Annotated in this window: 16 protein-coding genes; 7 read left to right on the top strand and 9 right to left on the bottom strand. The window is 72.1% G+C overall.

Annotated features, from left to right (window positions below):
• Positions 1 to 140 precede the first annotated feature (140 nt).
• Entirely contained in the window at positions 141 to 1,598 is a 1,458-nt protein-coding gene (locus ACZ7LT_RS17415) for an aldehyde dehydrogenase family protein (RefSeq protein WP_471236898.1), read from the bottom strand.
• A gap of 91 nt (positions 1,599 to 1,689) precedes the next feature.
• The gene (locus tag ACZ7LT_RS17410; protein WP_471236897.1) at positions 1,690 to 2,553 is read right to left on the bottom strand and encodes a helix-turn-helix domain-containing protein; all 864 of its coding nucleotides are present in this window, start codon (positions 2,551 to 2,553) and stop codon (positions 1,690 to 1,692) included.
• 344 nt (positions 2,554 to 2,897) lie between these two features.
• Here ACZ7LT_RS17410 and ACZ7LT_RS17405 point away from each other — a divergent pair, with 344 nt between their 5' ends.
• Complete coding sequence (locus ACZ7LT_RS17405) at positions 2,898 to 3,401, top strand: ATP-binding protein (RefSeq protein WP_471236896.1); 504 nt, start codon at positions 2,898 to 2,900, stop codon at positions 3,399 to 3,401.
• 149 nt (positions 3,402 to 3,550) lie between these two features.
• Here the strand turns inward: ACZ7LT_RS17405 and ACZ7LT_RS17400 are convergent, their stop codons facing one another.
• From ACZ7LT_RS17400 to rpmG, 5 genes are all read right to left on the bottom strand, one after another.
• Positions 3,551 to 3,790 (bottom strand): DUF397 domain-containing protein, encoded by a 240-nt coding sequence (locus ACZ7LT_RS17400; protein ID WP_471236895.1) that lies wholly within the window; start codon positions 3,788 to 3,790, stop codon positions 3,551 to 3,553.
• Between the two features lie 195 nt (positions 3,791 to 3,985).
• Complete coding sequence (gene rpsR / locus ACZ7LT_RS17395) at positions 3,986 to 4,222, bottom strand: 30S ribosomal protein S18 (protein WP_471236894.1); 237 nt, start codon at positions 4,220 to 4,222, stop codon at positions 3,986 to 3,988.
• Between the two features lie 4 nt (positions 4,223 to 4,226).
• Positions 4,227 to 5,351: a CobW family GTP-binding protein gene (locus ACZ7LT_RS17390; protein ID WP_471236893.1), complete on the bottom strand. Its 1,125-nt coding sequence runs from the start codon at positions 5,349 to 5,351 to the stop codon at positions 4,227 to 4,229.
• Positions 5,348 to 5,608, bottom strand: a complete 261-nt coding sequence (locus tag ACZ7LT_RS17385; protein WP_019888386.1) for a type B 50S ribosomal protein L31 — start codon at positions 5,606 to 5,608, stop codon at positions 5,348 to 5,350. Before ACZ7LT_RS17385 ends, ACZ7LT_RS17390 begins: the two co-directional genes overlap by 4 nt.
• Positions 5,609 to 5,613: 5 nt before the next feature.
• Positions 5,614 to 5,778, bottom strand: a complete 165-nt coding sequence (rpmG, locus tag ACZ7LT_RS17380; protein WP_014150502.1) for a 50S ribosomal protein L33 — start codon at positions 5,776 to 5,778, stop codon at positions 5,614 to 5,616.
• A gap of 63 nt (positions 5,779 to 5,841) precedes the next feature.
• Between rpmG and rpmB the strand changes: the two genes are divergently transcribed.
• Together rpmB and rpsN are read left to right on the top strand one after the other, a co-directional pair.
• On the top strand, positions 5,842 to 6,078 hold the full coding sequence (gene rpmB, locus ACZ7LT_RS17375; protein WP_471236892.1) for a 50S ribosomal protein L28: 237 nt from the start codon (positions 5,842 to 5,844) through the stop codon (positions 6,076 to 6,078).
• The gene (gene rpsN, locus ACZ7LT_RS17370; protein ID WP_471236891.1) at positions 6,078 to 6,383 is read left to right on the top strand and encodes a 30S ribosomal protein S14; all 306 of its coding nucleotides are present in this window, start codon (positions 6,078 to 6,080) and stop codon (positions 6,381 to 6,383) included. Before rpmB ends, rpsN begins: the two co-directional genes overlap by 1 nt.
• 207 nt (positions 6,384 to 6,590) lie before the next feature.
• Here the strand turns inward: rpsN and ACZ7LT_RS17365 are convergent, their stop codons facing one another.
• On the bottom strand, positions 6,591 to 7,730 hold the full coding sequence (locus ACZ7LT_RS17365) for a DUF2786 domain-containing protein (RefSeq protein WP_471236890.1): 1,140 nt from the start codon (positions 7,728 to 7,730) through the stop codon (positions 6,591 to 6,593).
• 174 nt (positions 7,731 to 7,904) lie between these two features.
• Between ACZ7LT_RS17365 and ACZ7LT_RS17360 the strand changes: the two genes are divergently transcribed.
• The 3 genes from ACZ7LT_RS17360 (at position 7,905) to ACZ7LT_RS17350 (ending at position 11,494) form a co-directional block, all read left to right on the top strand.
• A complete protein-coding gene (locus tag ACZ7LT_RS17360) occupies positions 7,905 to 8,750 on the top strand; it encodes an ABC transporter ATP-binding protein (RefSeq protein ID WP_471236889.1) in 846 nt (281 codons plus the stop codon).
• Positions 8,744 to 10,843: an ABC transporter permease gene (locus ACZ7LT_RS17355; protein WP_471236888.1), complete on the top strand. Its 2,100-nt coding sequence runs from the start codon at positions 8,744 to 8,746 to the stop codon at positions 10,841 to 10,843. Before ACZ7LT_RS17360 ends, ACZ7LT_RS17355 begins: the two co-directional genes overlap by 7 nt.
• A 93-nt stretch (positions 10,844 to 10,936) precedes the next feature.
• The gene (locus tag ACZ7LT_RS17350) at positions 10,937 to 11,494 is read left to right on the top strand and encodes a sugar O-acetyltransferase (RefSeq protein WP_471236887.1); all 558 of its coding nucleotides are present in this window, start codon (positions 10,937 to 10,939) and stop codon (positions 11,492 to 11,494) included.
• A gap of 36 nt (positions 11,495 to 11,530) precedes the next feature.
• Here the strand turns inward: ACZ7LT_RS17350 and ACZ7LT_RS17345 are convergent, their stop codons facing one another.
• Positions 11,531 to 12,445 (bottom strand): NADP-dependent oxidoreductase, encoded by a 915-nt coding sequence (locus ACZ7LT_RS17345; RefSeq protein WP_471236886.1) that lies wholly within the window; start codon positions 12,443 to 12,445, stop codon positions 11,531 to 11,533.
• 200 nt (positions 12,446 to 12,645) lie between these two features.
• On the opposite strand from ACZ7LT_RS17345, the gene ACZ7LT_RS17340 reads away from it, so the two are divergent.
• Positions 12,646 to 14,034 carry a helix-turn-helix transcriptional regulator gene (locus tag ACZ7LT_RS17340; RefSeq protein ID WP_471236885.1) on the top strand — a complete coding sequence of 463 codons (1,389 nt, stop codon included), beginning with the start codon at positions 12,646 to 12,648 and terminating at the stop codon, positions 14,032 to 14,034.
• The last annotated feature ends 75 nt before the right edge of the window (positions 14,035 to 14,109 follow it).

The raw sequence follows: 14,109 nt of genomic DNA, 5'->3' as shown, positions 1-14,109 counted from the left end.
GAGGCCCTGCGCCTCCCGGACAACCACCAAGCTACGGACCCTTGCGGTCAGCTTCTGTCCGCAAAGGAGAATCGGCCCGCATCCACGCGCGCGTGGGGCGGGCGAAAACGCACGGCCGCCCTCCACGCGCGCGTAGGGCATCAGAAGGGGAAACGGGTGCGGCCGTGCTGCACCGAGATCCACTTCTGGGTCGTGAACGCCTCGATCATCGACTCGCCGTTCAGCCGGCCGATGCCCGAGCGCTTCTCCCCGCCGAACGGCACGATCGGCTCGTCGTTCACCGTGCCGTCGTTGATGTGGATCATGCCGGTGCGGATGCGCTTGGCAACCCGTACACCGCGCTCTATGTCGCCCGTGTGCACCGCGCCGCTCAGGCCGTACGGGGTGTCGTTCGCGATCCGCACCGCCTCCTCCTCGCCGTCGAACGGCACGACGAGCGCGACCGGGCCGAAGATCTCCTGCGTCAGGACGGGCGCGTCGGGCGCGATCCCGGTCAGGACGGACGGGGAGACGAGGTTGCCCCGCACATCGCCCTGGAGCAGCGCCGTGGCGCCGTCCCGGACCGTCTGGTCGACGAGCGCAGCGACCGACTCGGCCTGCTGGGAGTTGATGAGGGGGCCGATGTGGGTGGTGGGCTCGGCCGGGTCGCCGACGTTGAGCGTCTTGACCTTGGCCACGAACTTCTCGGTGAACTCCTTCTCCACCTTCCGGTCCACCAGGACCCGGTTCGCGGCCATGCAGACCTGCCCCTGGTGCACGAACCGGCTGAAGACCGCCGCGTCCACGGCGTAGTCGATGTCGGCGTCGTCGAGGACGATCAGCGCGCTGTTGCCGCCCAGTTCGAGGACGGCGTGCTTGAAGTTGGCCGCGCAGACGGTGGCCACGTGCTTGCCGACCCGGTCGGAGCCGGTGAAGGAGATGACGCTGGGGACAGGGTGGTCGATCAGCGCGTCGCCGATCTCGGCGATGTCGGTGACGACGACGTTGAGCAGACCCGCGGGCAGGCCCGCGTCCTCCAGCACCTTCGCGACGAGCGTGCCGCCGCAGATCGGGGTGTTCTGGTGCGGCTTGAGCACCACGGCGTTGCCGAGGGCCAGCGCGGGCGCGACCGACTTGATCGACAGCAGGAAGGGGAAGTTGAAGGGGCTGATGACGCCTACGACACCGACCGGCAGGCGGTAGACGCGGTTCTCCTTGCCGTCCACCGGAGAGGGGAGTATTCGGCCCTCGGGGCGCAGTGCCAGCTGGATCGCCTCACGCAGGAACTCCTTGGCGAGGTGCAGCTCGAAGGCGGCCTTCAGGCGGGTGCCGCCGAGCTCGGCGACGATCGTGTCGCTGATCTCCTGCTCGCGCTCCTCGACGATCCGCAGGGCGCGCTCGAAGACCAGCCGCCGGGTGTACGGATTGGTCTCGGCCCAGACGGCCTGAGCACGCTCGGCGGCGCGGTAGGCCTGGTCGACCTCGTCGGCCGTGGCGACGGTGATCGAGGCGAGCTTCTCGCCGCTGTAGGGGTTGAAGTCGATGATGTCCCAGGAACCGCTGCCCGGCTTCCATTCCCCGTCGATGTACTGATGGGCCAGGTCGGTGAAGTAGGACATGAGACAGGACCCCTCATCACGGAGTGCGCGGGCAGCCCGGTCCGGCTGCGCACGCTGCTGACAGCTGATGTCACGTCATCGTACTTATCAGTTACGAGAGTTGAAGGAGACCCCGAAGAAGGTCACGGCTTTCTGCCGGATCGGGGCTGTCTTCCTGTAGACGCTCCATCACCCGTTCGTACTGGGCGACCTCCTCACGCTTGTCCAGGTACAGCGCACTCGTCAGCTGTTCCAGGTAGACGACGTCGGAGAGGTCGGACTCAGGGAAGCGCAGCATGGTGAAGGAGCCGCTCTCGCCCGCATGGCCGCCGAAGCTGAAGGGCATGATCTGGAGCGTGACGTTGGGGTGCTCCGAGATCTCGATGAGGTGCCTCAACTGCCCCTGCATGACAGCGCGGTCGCCGTAGGGGCGGCGCAGTGCGGCTTCGTCGAGCACGGCGTGGAAGCGGGGCGCGTTCTCGGCGACCAGCACCTTCTGGCGCTCCAGACGCAGTGCGACGCGGCGCTCGATCTCCGCGTGCGGGGCGTCCGGCATGCCGCGGGTGACGACGGCATGGGCGTAGGCCTCGGTCTGCAACAGGCCGTGGACGAACTGGACTTCGTAGATCCGGATGAGCGAAGCGGCCCCTTCGAGCCCGATGTACGTCTGGAACCAGCCGGGCAGCACATCACCGAAGCTGTGCCACCAGCCGGCCACATTGGCCTCGCGGGCGAGACCGAGCAGCGAGGCGCGCTCCGCCTCGTCACCGACGCCGTAGAGCGTGAGGAGGTCCTCGACGTCCCGTGCCTTGAAGCTCACCCTTCCCAACTCCATACGGCTGATCTTGGATTCGGATGCGCGGATCGAGTAGCCGGCCGCCTCGCGCGTGATCCCACGCGATTCCCTCAGCCGCCTCAGCTGTGACCCCAGCAGGATCCGTCGCACCACGGATCCGCTCGATTCACCTGCGGTCACGACTTCAGCCTCCCCTTCGCGTCGGTGTGTTCCCGTCTGCACGTCTGCCGCCTGTCTACACATCAGTGTGGACGGAGCACCCCCGAACTCCGAGCCCCGGATTCTGCCACCAAAACGCTTCAGCCCGTACTCATTCGATTACGGAAAGGGGAAGCGCTCGCCAACCAGGTGAAACTGGTGGGTGGAAGATATGAGCAAGAAACGGCACGGGGGTGGACAGGTCCGGCGCGTGCACGTGCATCTGCCCTTGCATCCGCCCGGCGCATTCGGAACCATGGTCCTCGCGCACCTGCGTACTCGTTCGTGTTGTAGCGTCACAGCCGCGATTCCCGGGAGTGCCTCGCATGGGGACGAATGGATCGACCATGCTCGAGCCGTTACGGCAGGGCCTTCCGCCGATCGATCCCGCCTCCGTCTCCAGCTCCGCCTCGTGCGCGCTGCCGGCCCGCTTCGAAGCCGTACGCGGCGCCCGGACGTTCACCAGATCGACGCTCAGCCAGTGGGATCTCGACGAACGCTTCGACGATGTCGCCCTGGTCGTCTCGGAGTTGGTGACCAACGCGCTGCGGCACGCCGTGCCGGCCGATTCCACCGACCCCGAGGCCCCGCAGGATCCGCCCGTGCGGCTGCATCTGATGCGCTGGACCACCCGGCTGGTGTGCGCGGTACGCGACCCCAGCCACTCCGGTCCCCGGACGCGTGAGTCCGACGAGGACTTCGCGGCCGAGTCGGGGCGCGGGCTGTTCCTCGTGGACTCCTTCAGCGACAGCTGGGGCTGGCACCCGCTGGCCGGCACGCTGCACGGCAAGGTGGTCTGGGCGCTGTTCCGGCTGGGCGCGGAGGGGTAGCCGGCGGCCACTTCGGCCCGTAGGCGAGTGCGGCCCCCCGGTGGCCGATACGTGCGTACGGCCACCGGGGGGCCGCTGTACGAGTACGGGCCCCGGTGGCGCCGGGGCCCGGTGGTGTCGGATCCGTGCCGTCCGTCGCCGAGGGGCGGTCAGCCCTCGACGAGGTGGTCGAACTCCCCGTCCTTCACGCCCAGCAGCATCGCCTCTATCTCGGCGGGCGTGTAGACCAGGGCGGGGCCGTCGGGGTGGCGTGAGTTGCGCACGGCCACCCCTCCGCCCGGCAGTTTGGCGAACTCCACGCACGAGCCCTGTGAGTTGCTGTGCCTGCTCTTCTGCCAGACGACCCCGCGAAGTTCCGTGGCCGCCATGCCGTTGTATGCGTGGTGCACTGGAAGCTCCCCGAGAGATGCATGATGCAGGTGTCAACTTTCCCGGATCATAGCTGTGTTCATATGCCAATGCATGTGCAGATGCACGTGCACGCCGGGTGGCGTGTCGACTACAGCTATCAGGAAACGGACGTCGGGGGCGGGCCGTTCCCACGGGAAGAGACGCAGAGCACGCCCTTCCGGATCCCTCCCGGGCTAACGGGTTGTCGACACGTACGGCAGCAGCGCCATCTCGCGGGCGTTCTTGATGGCTCGGGACAGCTGTCGCTGCTGCTGAGCGCTCACCCGGGTCACCCGGCGGCTGCGGATCTTGCCGCGGTCGGAGATGAACTTCCGCAGCAGGTCGGTGTCCTTGTAGTCGATGTAGGTGATGCCGTCGCGGTCCAGCGGGTTCGGCCGGGGCTTGAGGGGCTTACGGGCGGGCTTGGGCATGGGGTCAGACCTCCAGGAGGGAATCGAAGGCGGGCGGCAGCAGCTTCCAGGCGTCGCGTCCCGCGGCGTACTCCGCGTCGGTGAGCAGACAGGAGTCGAGCAGTTCGGCCAGGCCCTCGCGGTCGAGGCCGGGCGAGGTGAAGACCAGGTGCTGGCAGCAGTCGCCATGGTCGGGGTGCCAGTCCATGGCGGCCGCGGCCCGGCGGACGGGCGGGACCATGTCCCAGGCCGCGTCCGGGAGCGAGGCCAGCCAGGGCCCGGCGCTCTCCACGCAGAGCGCACCGCCGGCCGCGTCCCAGGCCAGCAGGGTGTCGGGCCGGTCGGCGAGCCAGAACCGCCCCCGGCTGCGGGCGGCGGCGCAGGTCAGGTCCTCCAGCGCCGCGTACAGCCGCTCTGGGTGGAAGGGCCGGCGGCGGTGCCAGACGTAGGTGGCGACGCCGTTCGCGTCGGCCTCCTGCGGCAGCAGGGCGCAGGCCGGGTGCTGGGCGGCGGCCGCCGCCTCGACGTCGAAGCCCGCCTGCGCGGCGGCGGCGAGCTCCTGCCCGTCCTCGATCCGCACGTGCCGGGCGGTGGGGTGGAGCTGGGCGAGCAGCGCGCGGTCCTCGTCGTCGGCCTCGTCGTTGTCGAGTACGGCGAGCACCGGCGCGTACTCCAGCTGGCGGGCCCAGGTGTCGGCGATCGTGCGCTGGTCGGTGGGGGCGGCGGCGAGGCCGGCCTCCATGAGGTCGTCGCCGTTGCCGAGGTACGGCAGGAGCAGGGCCGGGTCGACCGCGGTGATGACGGCGGTGACGCGCAGCCCGGCGGCCGCGACGACCTCGGCCATCGCCTTGGGCTCGACCGAGTCCCACAGCTCGACGACGGCGAGCCGGGTCAGCCCGGCGTCGTCGAGGCGGCGCAGCTCCGGCACGAGGTCCTCGCGCAGGGCGCAGCAGGCGCAGTCGTTGACGAGGGGCGTGTTCTCCGTGGAGAGGGTGCCGGTGGCGTCGCGGATCGTCCGTACGACCGTGCCCTGCACGGCGGTCGCGAGGTCGTGGTGGAGGGCGACGCTGCCGGGGACGGCGGTCAGCAGCCGGTCCACGGCGGCCCGGCGGGCGTCCGCGTGGAGCCCGCCGACGAGCGCGATGTTCATGACCTGCCCTGCCCCCGGCTGCCGTAACGCCGCTCGAAGCGCTCGACGCGGCCGGCGGTGTCGAGCACGCGCGCGTGGCCCGTGTAGAAGGGGTGGCTCGCCGAGGAGATCTCGACGTCGATGACGGGGTAGGTGTTGCCGTCCTCCCACTCGACCGTCTTGTCGCTGGTCGCCGTGGAGCGGGTGAGGAAGGCGAAACCGCCGGCCTTGTCGCGGAAGACGACGGGCGCGTACGGGGGGTGGATTCCGGGCTGCATGGCGGTCAGCGCTCCTCTCGGAAGTCGACGTGGCGGCCTGCGACCGGGTCGTACTTGCGCAGGGTCAGTCGGTCGGGGTTGTTACGGCGGTTCTTGCGGGTCACGTAGGTGTAGCCGGTGCCGGCGGTGGACCGGAGCTTGATGATCGGGCGGAGTTCGTTGCGGGCCATGGGGGTAGAGTAAATGGAAACGGTTTCCATTACCAAGAAAGCGATCAGAGAGGTAGGTCACCCTTGTCCGCCCACTGCCAGCTGACCGGCACCCAGCCCGGCTTCGGCAACCGCATCTCCCATTCGCACCGGCGCACCTCGCGCCGGTTCGACCCCAACATCCAGCGCAAGCGCTACTGGCTGCCGAGCGAGGGCCGGTACGTACGCCTCACGCTCAGCACGAAGGCGATCAAGACCGTCGACACCATCGGGATCGAGGCGGCCGTGGCCCGGATCCGCGCGCGGGGGGTGAAGGTCTGATGGCGAAGAAGAGCAAGATCGTCCGCAATGAGCGGCGCCGCGAGGTTGTGGCGCGGTACGCCGAGCGACGGGCGGAGCTGAAGGAGATCCTCCGGCGGCCGTCCTCGACGGAGGAGGAGCGTCGCGCGGCGGACGCGGAACTGCGCCGCCAGCCGCGCGACGCGAGCCCGACCCGCGTCCGCAACCGTGACGGGGTGGACGGCCGGCCGCGGGGCCACCTGCGCAAGTTCGGCCTCTCGCGCGTGCGGATGCGCGAGCAGGCGCACGCCGGGTTCCTGCCGGGGGTCCGTAAGGCGTCCTGGTAGGGCTGTGTCCCCCCGTAGGGGGGCAGGGGCCGGGGCCCCCGTGAGCGGGTCCGGGAGCGGCGGCTCCCGGACCCGCGGGCACCTGTGCGGGCGGGGTGGGTATGGGCGCCGTACGCCCCAGGCCCTGCGCGGGCGGGGGGTGGGGCATGGGCGCCGTACGCCCAGGTCCTGTTCCGCCGCCGTTCGTAGCCCCGCTACGGCGTGCCGCTACGGGCGGAGGGGGCGGCGCCCGTGCCCCATGTGGGCCCGCTCGGCGGCGGCTGTGCCGTCCTGCCAGCCCGCGAGGTCGTTGACCCCCCTCACGCGCGTGGAGACCGTTTCCGGGAACATCTCCTGGGCCCGGTCCGCGACCGCCACGTCCCGCGCCAGCAGGACGGGGAGCAGACCGTCGGAGGCGCTCACGCTCTCGGCGACGACACCCTCGGCCGCCGTGGCCAGACGGTCGCCGATCCGGGTCGCGTAGGCCATCAGGAACGACTGCCGGAACGTCTTGGTCCGCTTGCGTCCGCCGGCCCGCTGCCCCGCCTCGGCCTTGGTCATCGCGGCCGTGCCCTGCACCAGGAGCGAGGTGTGGAGCAGCTCCACGGCCTCCAGGTCGGCCTCGAAGCCGACGACCGTGGAGAACCCGAGCGCGCTGTTCCACACCGCCCGGCAGCGGTTGGCCGCGGCGACGGCGTCGAGCAGGATCGCCTTGGCCGTCTCGTACGGGGCGTCCACGCCGATCCGGCAGGCGCCGGGCACATCGCGCGCGTGCGTCTGATGGGCGAGCGCCGCCTCGTCCAGGCTGTGCCGGGCCATCAGCTCCTGCGCCTTCGCGGTCAGCGCCTCGGCCTCCTCCGGGAAGCCGGTCGCCTCGGCCTTGGCGAGCAGGGCGCGGATCCGGGTCAGCATGCGCGGCTCACCGGCGGCCGGGGGCGCGTGGAGCGGCGAGCCGGGGACCGGCCCGACGGGTTCGACGGCCGGGAGGCGGGCGAGGAGCCGGTACAGCTCCAGGACCGCGGTGGCGTACGAGAAGCGGTCGGAGCTCCACTGCCCATCCGGAAGCTCGGCGAGCTGGGCGGCCCAGCGGGGCGGCAGCTGCCCGTACCGTTTCACCTCGCGGGTGATCGCCTCGGCGGCCAGCAGCACATGGTGTTCGTCCAGGTCGCGGCGGACGAGCCGCAGGACGTCGGCGGGCTGCCAGCCCCGTTCCCAGGCCCGTCGGACGAACTCCTCGCCGCGCCTGGCCAGTTCCGCGTCGGCGCCGGGATCAGCCGCCAGCAGTGAGGCGCCGGTGTCGAGGGCGGTGTCGTCGTCCGCGTAGAGCGCGGTGGCCAGCGCCCTCTCGACGGTGTCGCCTGCCGGCATCGACGTGCCTCCTCTTCTGCGGTGAGCCGTGCCTCGGAACGACCATCCTAGTTACGGAAGGGAACCGGACCCTGACCTCGGGGGGGCGGGGCCCCTAGGGGTAGGGCTGGGCCCACCATCGGAACGCCCTCCAGTGGTCGTGAGCGCGCCCGCCGGAAACGGTTGGCTCGGGTCATGACCTCAACAGCCGTACGGCTCACCTCCCTCCGCCGCCTGCATCGCGACGTCCGCGCCCTGGACGGGGTCGATCTCGACTTCCGTACCGGCTCGTTCACCGCCGTCATGGGACCCTCCGGGTCCGGCAAGTCCACGCTGCTGCAGTGCGCGGCCGGGCTCGACCGGCCCACCTCGGGAAGCGTGGAGATCGGCGGCGTGGAGCTGACCGGGCTCCGCGAGCGCGAGCTGACCTTGCTGCGGCGGGACCGGATCGGCTTCGTCTTCCAGGCCTTCAACCTGCTGCCGTCGCTGACCGCCGCGCAGAACGTGGCCCTGCCGCTGCGGCTGGCCGGGCGCCGCCCCTCCCGGGGCGAGGTACGGGCCGCGCTGGAGCGGGTCGGGCTCGGCGAGCGGGCCGGGCACCGGCCCGGGGAGATGTCCGGCGGGCAGCAGCAGCGGGTGGCCATCGCGCGGGCGTTGATCACCCGCCCGGCGGTGCTGTTCGGCGACGAGCCGACCGGCGCGCTGGACTCGGCCACCAGCCGGGACGTGCTCGTGATGCTGCGGGAGCTGGTGGACCGGGAGGGCCAGACGATCATCATGGTCACGCACGACCCGGTGGCCGCGTCGTACGCGGACCGGGTGGTCTTCCTCGTCGACGGCCGCCTGAACGGCGAGCTCGCCGCTCCCACGGCGGAACAGGTCGCGGCGCGCATGGCCCGCCTGGAGACGGGCGCGGGGACGGGCGCTCAGACGGGCTCGGGGACGGGAATCGGGACCCGGCCGGGCGCGGGGACGGGCCTCGGGCCGGGGGCCGGCCTGGCGAGTGGGACCGGCCTGGGCGAGGAGGCCGTGGCATGCTGACGGTCGCGCTGAGCGCCCTGCGTACGCGCTGGGCCACCTTCCTCGGCAGCTTCGTCGCCCTCGCTCTCGCCGTCGGGCTGCTGACCACCATGGGGCTGGGTCTCGGCTCCACCTTCGACGCCCCCGAGCGCGCCCCGCAGCGCTTCGCCGCCTCCCCTGTGGTCGTACGCGGCACGGACACGCTCACCGTCGACGGTTCCCGGCCGCAGAAGCTCGCCCATCCACACCCTGTGGACGCCGCTCTCGTCGCCGACCTGCGGAAGCTCGGCGAGGTCAGCACCGACGGACGCGCCGACGCCGTCGGCGTCGACGCTCCCGCCGACCGCGTCCGCGCGGTGGTCGGCGACCGGGCCCAGGTCCTGACCGGCGACGACCGCCGCCGGGCCGACCCCGAGCCGCAGCGGGACGCCGAGGCGCTCGTGACCCTGAACGCCCTGCTCGGGACGGCGGGCGGCGTCACCACCTTCGTCTCCGTCTTCGTCGTCGCGTCCACGTTCGCCTTCGCCGTGGCCCTGCGCCGCCGCGAGATCGGGCTGCTGCGCACGGCGGGTGCCACTCCCGGGCAGGTACGCCGCCTGCTGCTCGCCGAAGCGGCCGGCGTCGGAGTCCTCGCCTCGGCGGCGGGCTGCGCGCTCGGCGCCGTAGGCGCACCGTGGCTGGCCCGGCTGCTGGTGGACGGCGGTGTGGCACCGGAATGGTTCGCCATCAAGGACGGCCTCAATTGGCCGTTCCATCTGGCCTTCTGGACCGGTCTGCTCGTGGCGTTCGCCGGCGCCTTCGCGGCCTCCCGCCGGGCGGGCCGCATCGGCCCGGTGGAGGCGCTGCGCGACGCCGACGTGGACCAGGGCGTGCTGCCGCTCGGCCGGCGTCTCATCGGCGCCGCCCTGCTGCTCACCGGCGGCGGGCTGCTGCTGTGGACGCTCGCCACCGACCCGTCCGACCTGCTGAAGCGCAAGACGTACACCACCCAACCGATGCTGCTGATCACCGCGGCGGCCCTGCTCTCGCCGCTGCTCGTACGGCCGGTGGCGCGCGCCCTGCGGCTGCCGGGGGCGACCGGGACGCTGGTCCGCGAGAACACCGCCGCCTCCCTGCGCCGTACGGCCGCCGTCGCCGCGCCCGTCCTGGTCACCGTCGCCCTGGCGGGGTCCCTGCTCGGCTCGGCGGCCACCGTCACCGAGGCGAAGGCTGCCGAGGCGCGCGAGCAGACCTCCGCCCAGTACGTCGCCACCGGCGAGCGGTTGACGCCCAGGGCGATCCCCGGCGCCGTCGTGTCCGCCACCAAGTCGACCGCCGTGTACGTACGCGAGGACGGCCGCGCCCTGATCCGTACGGACGCGCGCGCGGTCACCGACACCGCCGCCTTCGCCGAGATCGCGCGGCTGCCCGTCGTGGCGGGCGACATCCGCGACCTGGACGACGGTTCGATCGTCGTCAACGAGGAATGGGAGCGGCACACCGTCGGCGAACCGGTGACCGTACGGCTCGGCGACGGTCGACCGGTGACTCTGCGCATCGCCGCCGTACTCGCGACCGGCACGGGCAACAACGGCGCGTATCTGACCGCCACGCACGCGAAGGCCCTGCCCGTGGACCGGATCGACGTACGGGTGACCGGTGGCGGCCACGAGGCCGTGGCGCAGGCGCTGCGCGCGAGCGGCGGCACGGTCCTGACCGCGGACGCCTGGGCGGACGCCACCCATCCCCGTACGAGCCCCAAGACCCGCCTCGGCCTGCTGGTCGTCCTCGGCATCGCCCTCGTCTACACGGCCATCGGCCTGGCCAACACGCTCCTGATGGCCACGTCGGTACGGCGCGGAGAGCTGGACACCCTGCGGCTGACCGGCGCCACCCGGGCGCAGATCCTGCGGGTCGTCGCCGGCGAATCGCTCCTCGCGGTGGCCGTCGGGGCGGTCCTCGGCGCGGTGGTCGCCGCGGGGAACCTGGCGGCACTGGGGGCGGCCCTTGCCTCCCTCTCGGCGCCGGTGGCGGTGACGGTGCCCTGGGCGGTGGTGGGCTCGGCCGCCGGGGCGTGTGCGCTGATCGCGGTGGTGGCCGGTGTCCTGCCGGCCTGGCGGCTTACCCGGCGGTGAGCAGTGGTCACGTGGTCACTCGCCGCTCGGTCCAGGGGCACGATCCGCGGCACGCGCGCGTTGGCCCGGCAAAACGGAGAGGAAACACGCGACATGGGCGAGAACAAGCAGCGCATGCTGGCCGGCGAGTGGTATCTGCCCGACGACCCGGAGCTCCGCGCGGACACCGAACGGCGCTTCGCGCTCTGTGCCGCGTACAACGCGAACGGCGGCGCCGCACCCACCGAACGGGCTGCGATCCTCAAGGAGTTGCTGGGTGCGGTGGGCGAAGGGGTCAGGATCCGGCCGCCGTTCCAGTGCGACTACGGCCGGTACATCTCCATCGGGGACGGCACCTTCGTGAACTTCAACGCGGTCTTCCTGGACGCCGCCCCCATCACCATCGGCTCCTGCGCCCAGATCGGCCCAAACGTCCAACTCCTCACCCCTTCGCATGAACTGGACCATGAGCGGCGCCGCGAGGGCTGGGAGAAGGCCGAGCCGATCACGATCGGCGACAACGTCTGGCTGGGCGGCGGGGTGATCGTCTGCCCTGGGGTGACGATCGGCGCGAACACGGTCGTCGGGGCGGGGGCCGTGGTCACGAAGGATCTGCCGGCCGGGGTCTTGGCGGTGGGGAATCCGGCCAGGGTGGTACGGCGGCTGGACTGACCTCGCCGTACCCCTTGCCCCCTCCCCCGGATCCGGTCAGATCTTGATGAGCAGCTTCCCGCGCGCGTGCCCCGACTCGCTCAGCTCCTGCGCCTTCGCCGCGTCCGCCAGCGGGAAGACCTCCCCGATACGTACGTCCAGCCGGCCCTCCGCGGCGAGCCGCGCGTGCTCGGCGAGTCCGGCACGGACGACCTCGGGCGGCGTACCGCCACCGGTGAAGACCACGCCGTGCGCGGCGGCGTCCGGATCGGCGATGGTGACGACCCGCTCGGCGGAGCCGCCCACGAGCTCGATCGAGAGCGGCAGGACGCCCGCGCCCGCCGCGTCGAAGACCGCGTCGATGCCCTGCGGCGCCGCCTCCTTCACCCGCTCGGCCAGGCCCTCCCCATACGCGACGGGGATGGCCCCAAGGGCGCGCAGGTGCTCGTGGTTGGCCGGGGACGCCGTACCGATGACCGTGAGGCCGGCCGCGACGGCCAGCTGGACGGCGACCGTACCGACCACGCCGGCGGCGCCGTGGAGCAGCAGCGTCTCGCCGGCCTTGACGCGCAGCAGGTCGAAGACGCGCTGCGCGGTCTCGCCGGCCACGGGCAGGGCCGCCGCGCGCTCCCAGGAGAGCCCGGCCGGCTTGCGGACGATGTCCCCGGCGATGGCGTACTCGGCGTAGGCGCCGGTCTCCGTCCAGCCCATGACCTCGTCGCCCACGGCGACATCGGTGACGCCCTCGCCGACCGCGTCTACCGTGCCGGCGAACTCCAGCCCCGGGATCATCGGGAAGGTGGTCGGGTAGAACTCCTCGACCCAGCCGTAACGGCGCTTGTGGTCCAGGGGGTTGACCCCCGCCACCGCCACCTTGACGCGGACCTGGCCCGGGCCGGGCTCGGGCTTCTCGGCCTCCTCGTGGCGCAGCACGTCCGGTCCGCCGAACTCCTTGTACACGATCGCTTCCATGGCTGTTCTCCCCGCTTCGTCGCTTCGTCGGTCGTCCGGTGTGGACCCGGTGGCAATGCCGGTGTCCTGCCGGTGTGTTCCGGACCGGTTGATGACTCAAGCCTCGGGTGGCGGTACAGCCGTTCCGGCCAGCCTTTCGGACAGTCCCGGCTGGCCGAAAGGACAGGCGGGGGTGGGGTGGTGCTGACTAGGCTGCTCTCATGGAGCTGATCGGAACGGTGACCGGAACGGTGACCCCCCTGCCCGCCCCGAAGACCAGGCCCATGGCGGCCCCGTTGGAGGAGTCGGTCGCGGGCCCCGCCCCCCTCCCCGTTCCGCTCACGACCGGCGCCGCCACGCTCGCGGCGCTCACCGCCGGGTACGACATCATCCGGCAGCCGCTGGGGCAGATCCTGCCCCAGCTCTCCGTGACCCTCGCCGGGCTGATCCCGCACGAGGCCGCCGCCGAACTCTCCACACACTGCGCGTTCTCGCCGTTCAAGGCGTACGGGGACGCGGAGTTCACCAGCCGTATCAGTACGGCCGACCTGGACCCGCTCTTCACCGCCACCTCCGCCGGGCAGCCCTGGCAGGGCCGGGCGCGGATCGCGGGAGCCGAGCGCTCCGTGATCACGTTCATGACGGACGCGACCCCGCGCGGCGCGCTGCTCGTGCTCGTACGGGCCGAGGGCGCCGCTCCCGCCGAGGAACCCGAACTCGCGGTCGCCCAGCAGCTCTGGTCACTGGTGACCAGCCACTTCGACCGGCTGTCCACAGAGGCGGCGCCCGGCGCCCTGGCCCGGTCCCGGGCCGCCGCCGACGCCCGCTCCCGGGTCATCGCCGAGCTCACGGCCACCCACTCCGCCACCCTGACCGGCCTCCTCGGCGTGCTGCGCAGCCGTAGCCTGGACGATGCGGCCGCCCGCGCCACCGCCACCGAACTCGCCGTCTCCGCGCTGATCGAGCTGCGCGCCGAGGCGGACCGGGACAAGGCTGTCGCCGAGGAGCGGGCCGACGAGGCCTTCGCCCGGCTCGCGGACACCCTGCGGCCCCTGCTGCGGTACAGCCACGTACGCCTCGAACTCGGCGCCCCCGACTCCACCCGTCACCTGGCCGCCGATGTGGCGCACACGGCGCGGCTGATCGCCCGCGAGGTGCTGCTCGCCGTGCTGGAGCAGGAGCCGGTGAGCCGGGTCCACGTCGGCTGGCAGATCGACGAGCACGAACTCCGCGCGACCGTACGGGACGACGGGCCGGGCGCCCTCGACCACTGCACCCTGGGGCGGGCGCGGATCGGCGACAGGCTGGATGTCCTCGGCGGCCGCCTCGACATCGACGCCGTACCGGGCTGGGGGACGACGGTCACCGCGATCGTCCCGCTGTCGGCGGCCGACGCCCCGGCGGCCACGGCGATCGACCCGCTCGGGGCGCTGGGCGGGCGGGAGCTGGAGGTCCTGACGCATCTCGCGATGGGCCACCGCAACCGCGTGATCGCGCAGGAACTGCACATCAGCGAGTCGACGGTGAAGTTCCATGTCGCGAAGATCCTGACGAAGCTGGGAGTGGCTTCGCGGGGCGAGGCGGCGGCGCTGTTCCACGCGGTGGCGTAGCCGCCGGCTCCCTCAGTCGTCGGCGAGCCGACCCGCGAGGCGAAGCGACGCGATTGTCAGTGGCGGCTGCCAGAC

The organism is Streptomyces sp. NPDC039465, assembly GCF_055639315.1.
This window is presented reverse-complemented; position numbering and strand designations above follow the sequence as displayed.

What these genes read in the sequence shown, in the direction of transcription:
- ACZ7LT_RS17415 (WP_471236898.1), bottom strand. Translation starts at nt 1,598, where the DNA reads ATGTCCTACTTCACCGACCTGGCCCATCAGTACATCGACGGGGAATGG.
- ACZ7LT_RS17405 (WP_471236896.1), top strand. Translation starts at nt 2,898, where the DNA reads ATGGGGACGAATGGATCGACCATGCTCGAGCCGTTACGGCAGGGCCTT.
- rpsR (WP_471236894.1), bottom strand. Translation starts at nt 4,222, where the DNA reads ATGCCCAAGCCCGCCCGTAAGCCCCTCAAGCCCCGGCCGAACCCGCTG.
- ACZ7LT_RS17390 (WP_471236893.1), bottom strand. Translation starts at nt 5,351, where the DNA reads ATGAACATCGCGCTCGTCGGCGGGCTCCACGCGGACGCCCGCCGGGCC.
- ACZ7LT_RS17385 (WP_019888386.1), bottom strand. Translation starts at nt 5,608, where the DNA reads ATGCAGCCCGGAATCCACCCCCCGTACGCGCCCGTCGTCTTCCGCGAC.
- rpmG (WP_014150502.1), bottom strand. Translation starts at nt 5,778, where the DNA reads ATGGCCCGCAACGAACTCCGCCCGATCATCAAGCTCCGGTCCACCGCC.
- rpsN (WP_471236891.1), top strand. Translation starts at nt 6,078, where the DNA reads ATGGCGAAGAAGAGCAAGATCGTCCGCAATGAGCGGCGCCGCGAGGTT.
- ACZ7LT_RS17365 (WP_471236890.1), bottom strand. Translation starts at nt 7,730, where the DNA reads ATGCCGGCAGGCGACACCGTCGAGAGGGCGCTGGCCACCGCGCTCTAC.
- ACZ7LT_RS17360 (WP_471236889.1), top strand. Translation starts at nt 7,905, where the DNA reads ATGACCTCAACAGCCGTACGGCTCACCTCCCTCCGCCGCCTGCATCGC.
- ACZ7LT_RS17355 (WP_471236888.1), top strand. Translation starts at nt 8,744, where the DNA reads ATGCTGACGGTCGCGCTGAGCGCCCTGCGTACGCGCTGGGCCACCTTC.
- ACZ7LT_RS17350 (WP_471236887.1), top strand. Translation starts at nt 10,937, where the DNA reads ATGGGCGAGAACAAGCAGCGCATGCTGGCCGGCGAGTGGTATCTGCCC.
- ACZ7LT_RS17345 (WP_471236886.1), bottom strand. Translation starts at nt 12,445, where the DNA reads ATGGAAGCGATCGTGTACAAGGAGTTCGGCGGACCGGACGTGCTGCGC.
- ACZ7LT_RS17340 (WP_471236885.1), top strand. Translation starts at nt 12,646, where the DNA reads ATGGAGCTGATCGGAACGGTGACCGGAACGGTGACCCCCCTGCCCGCC.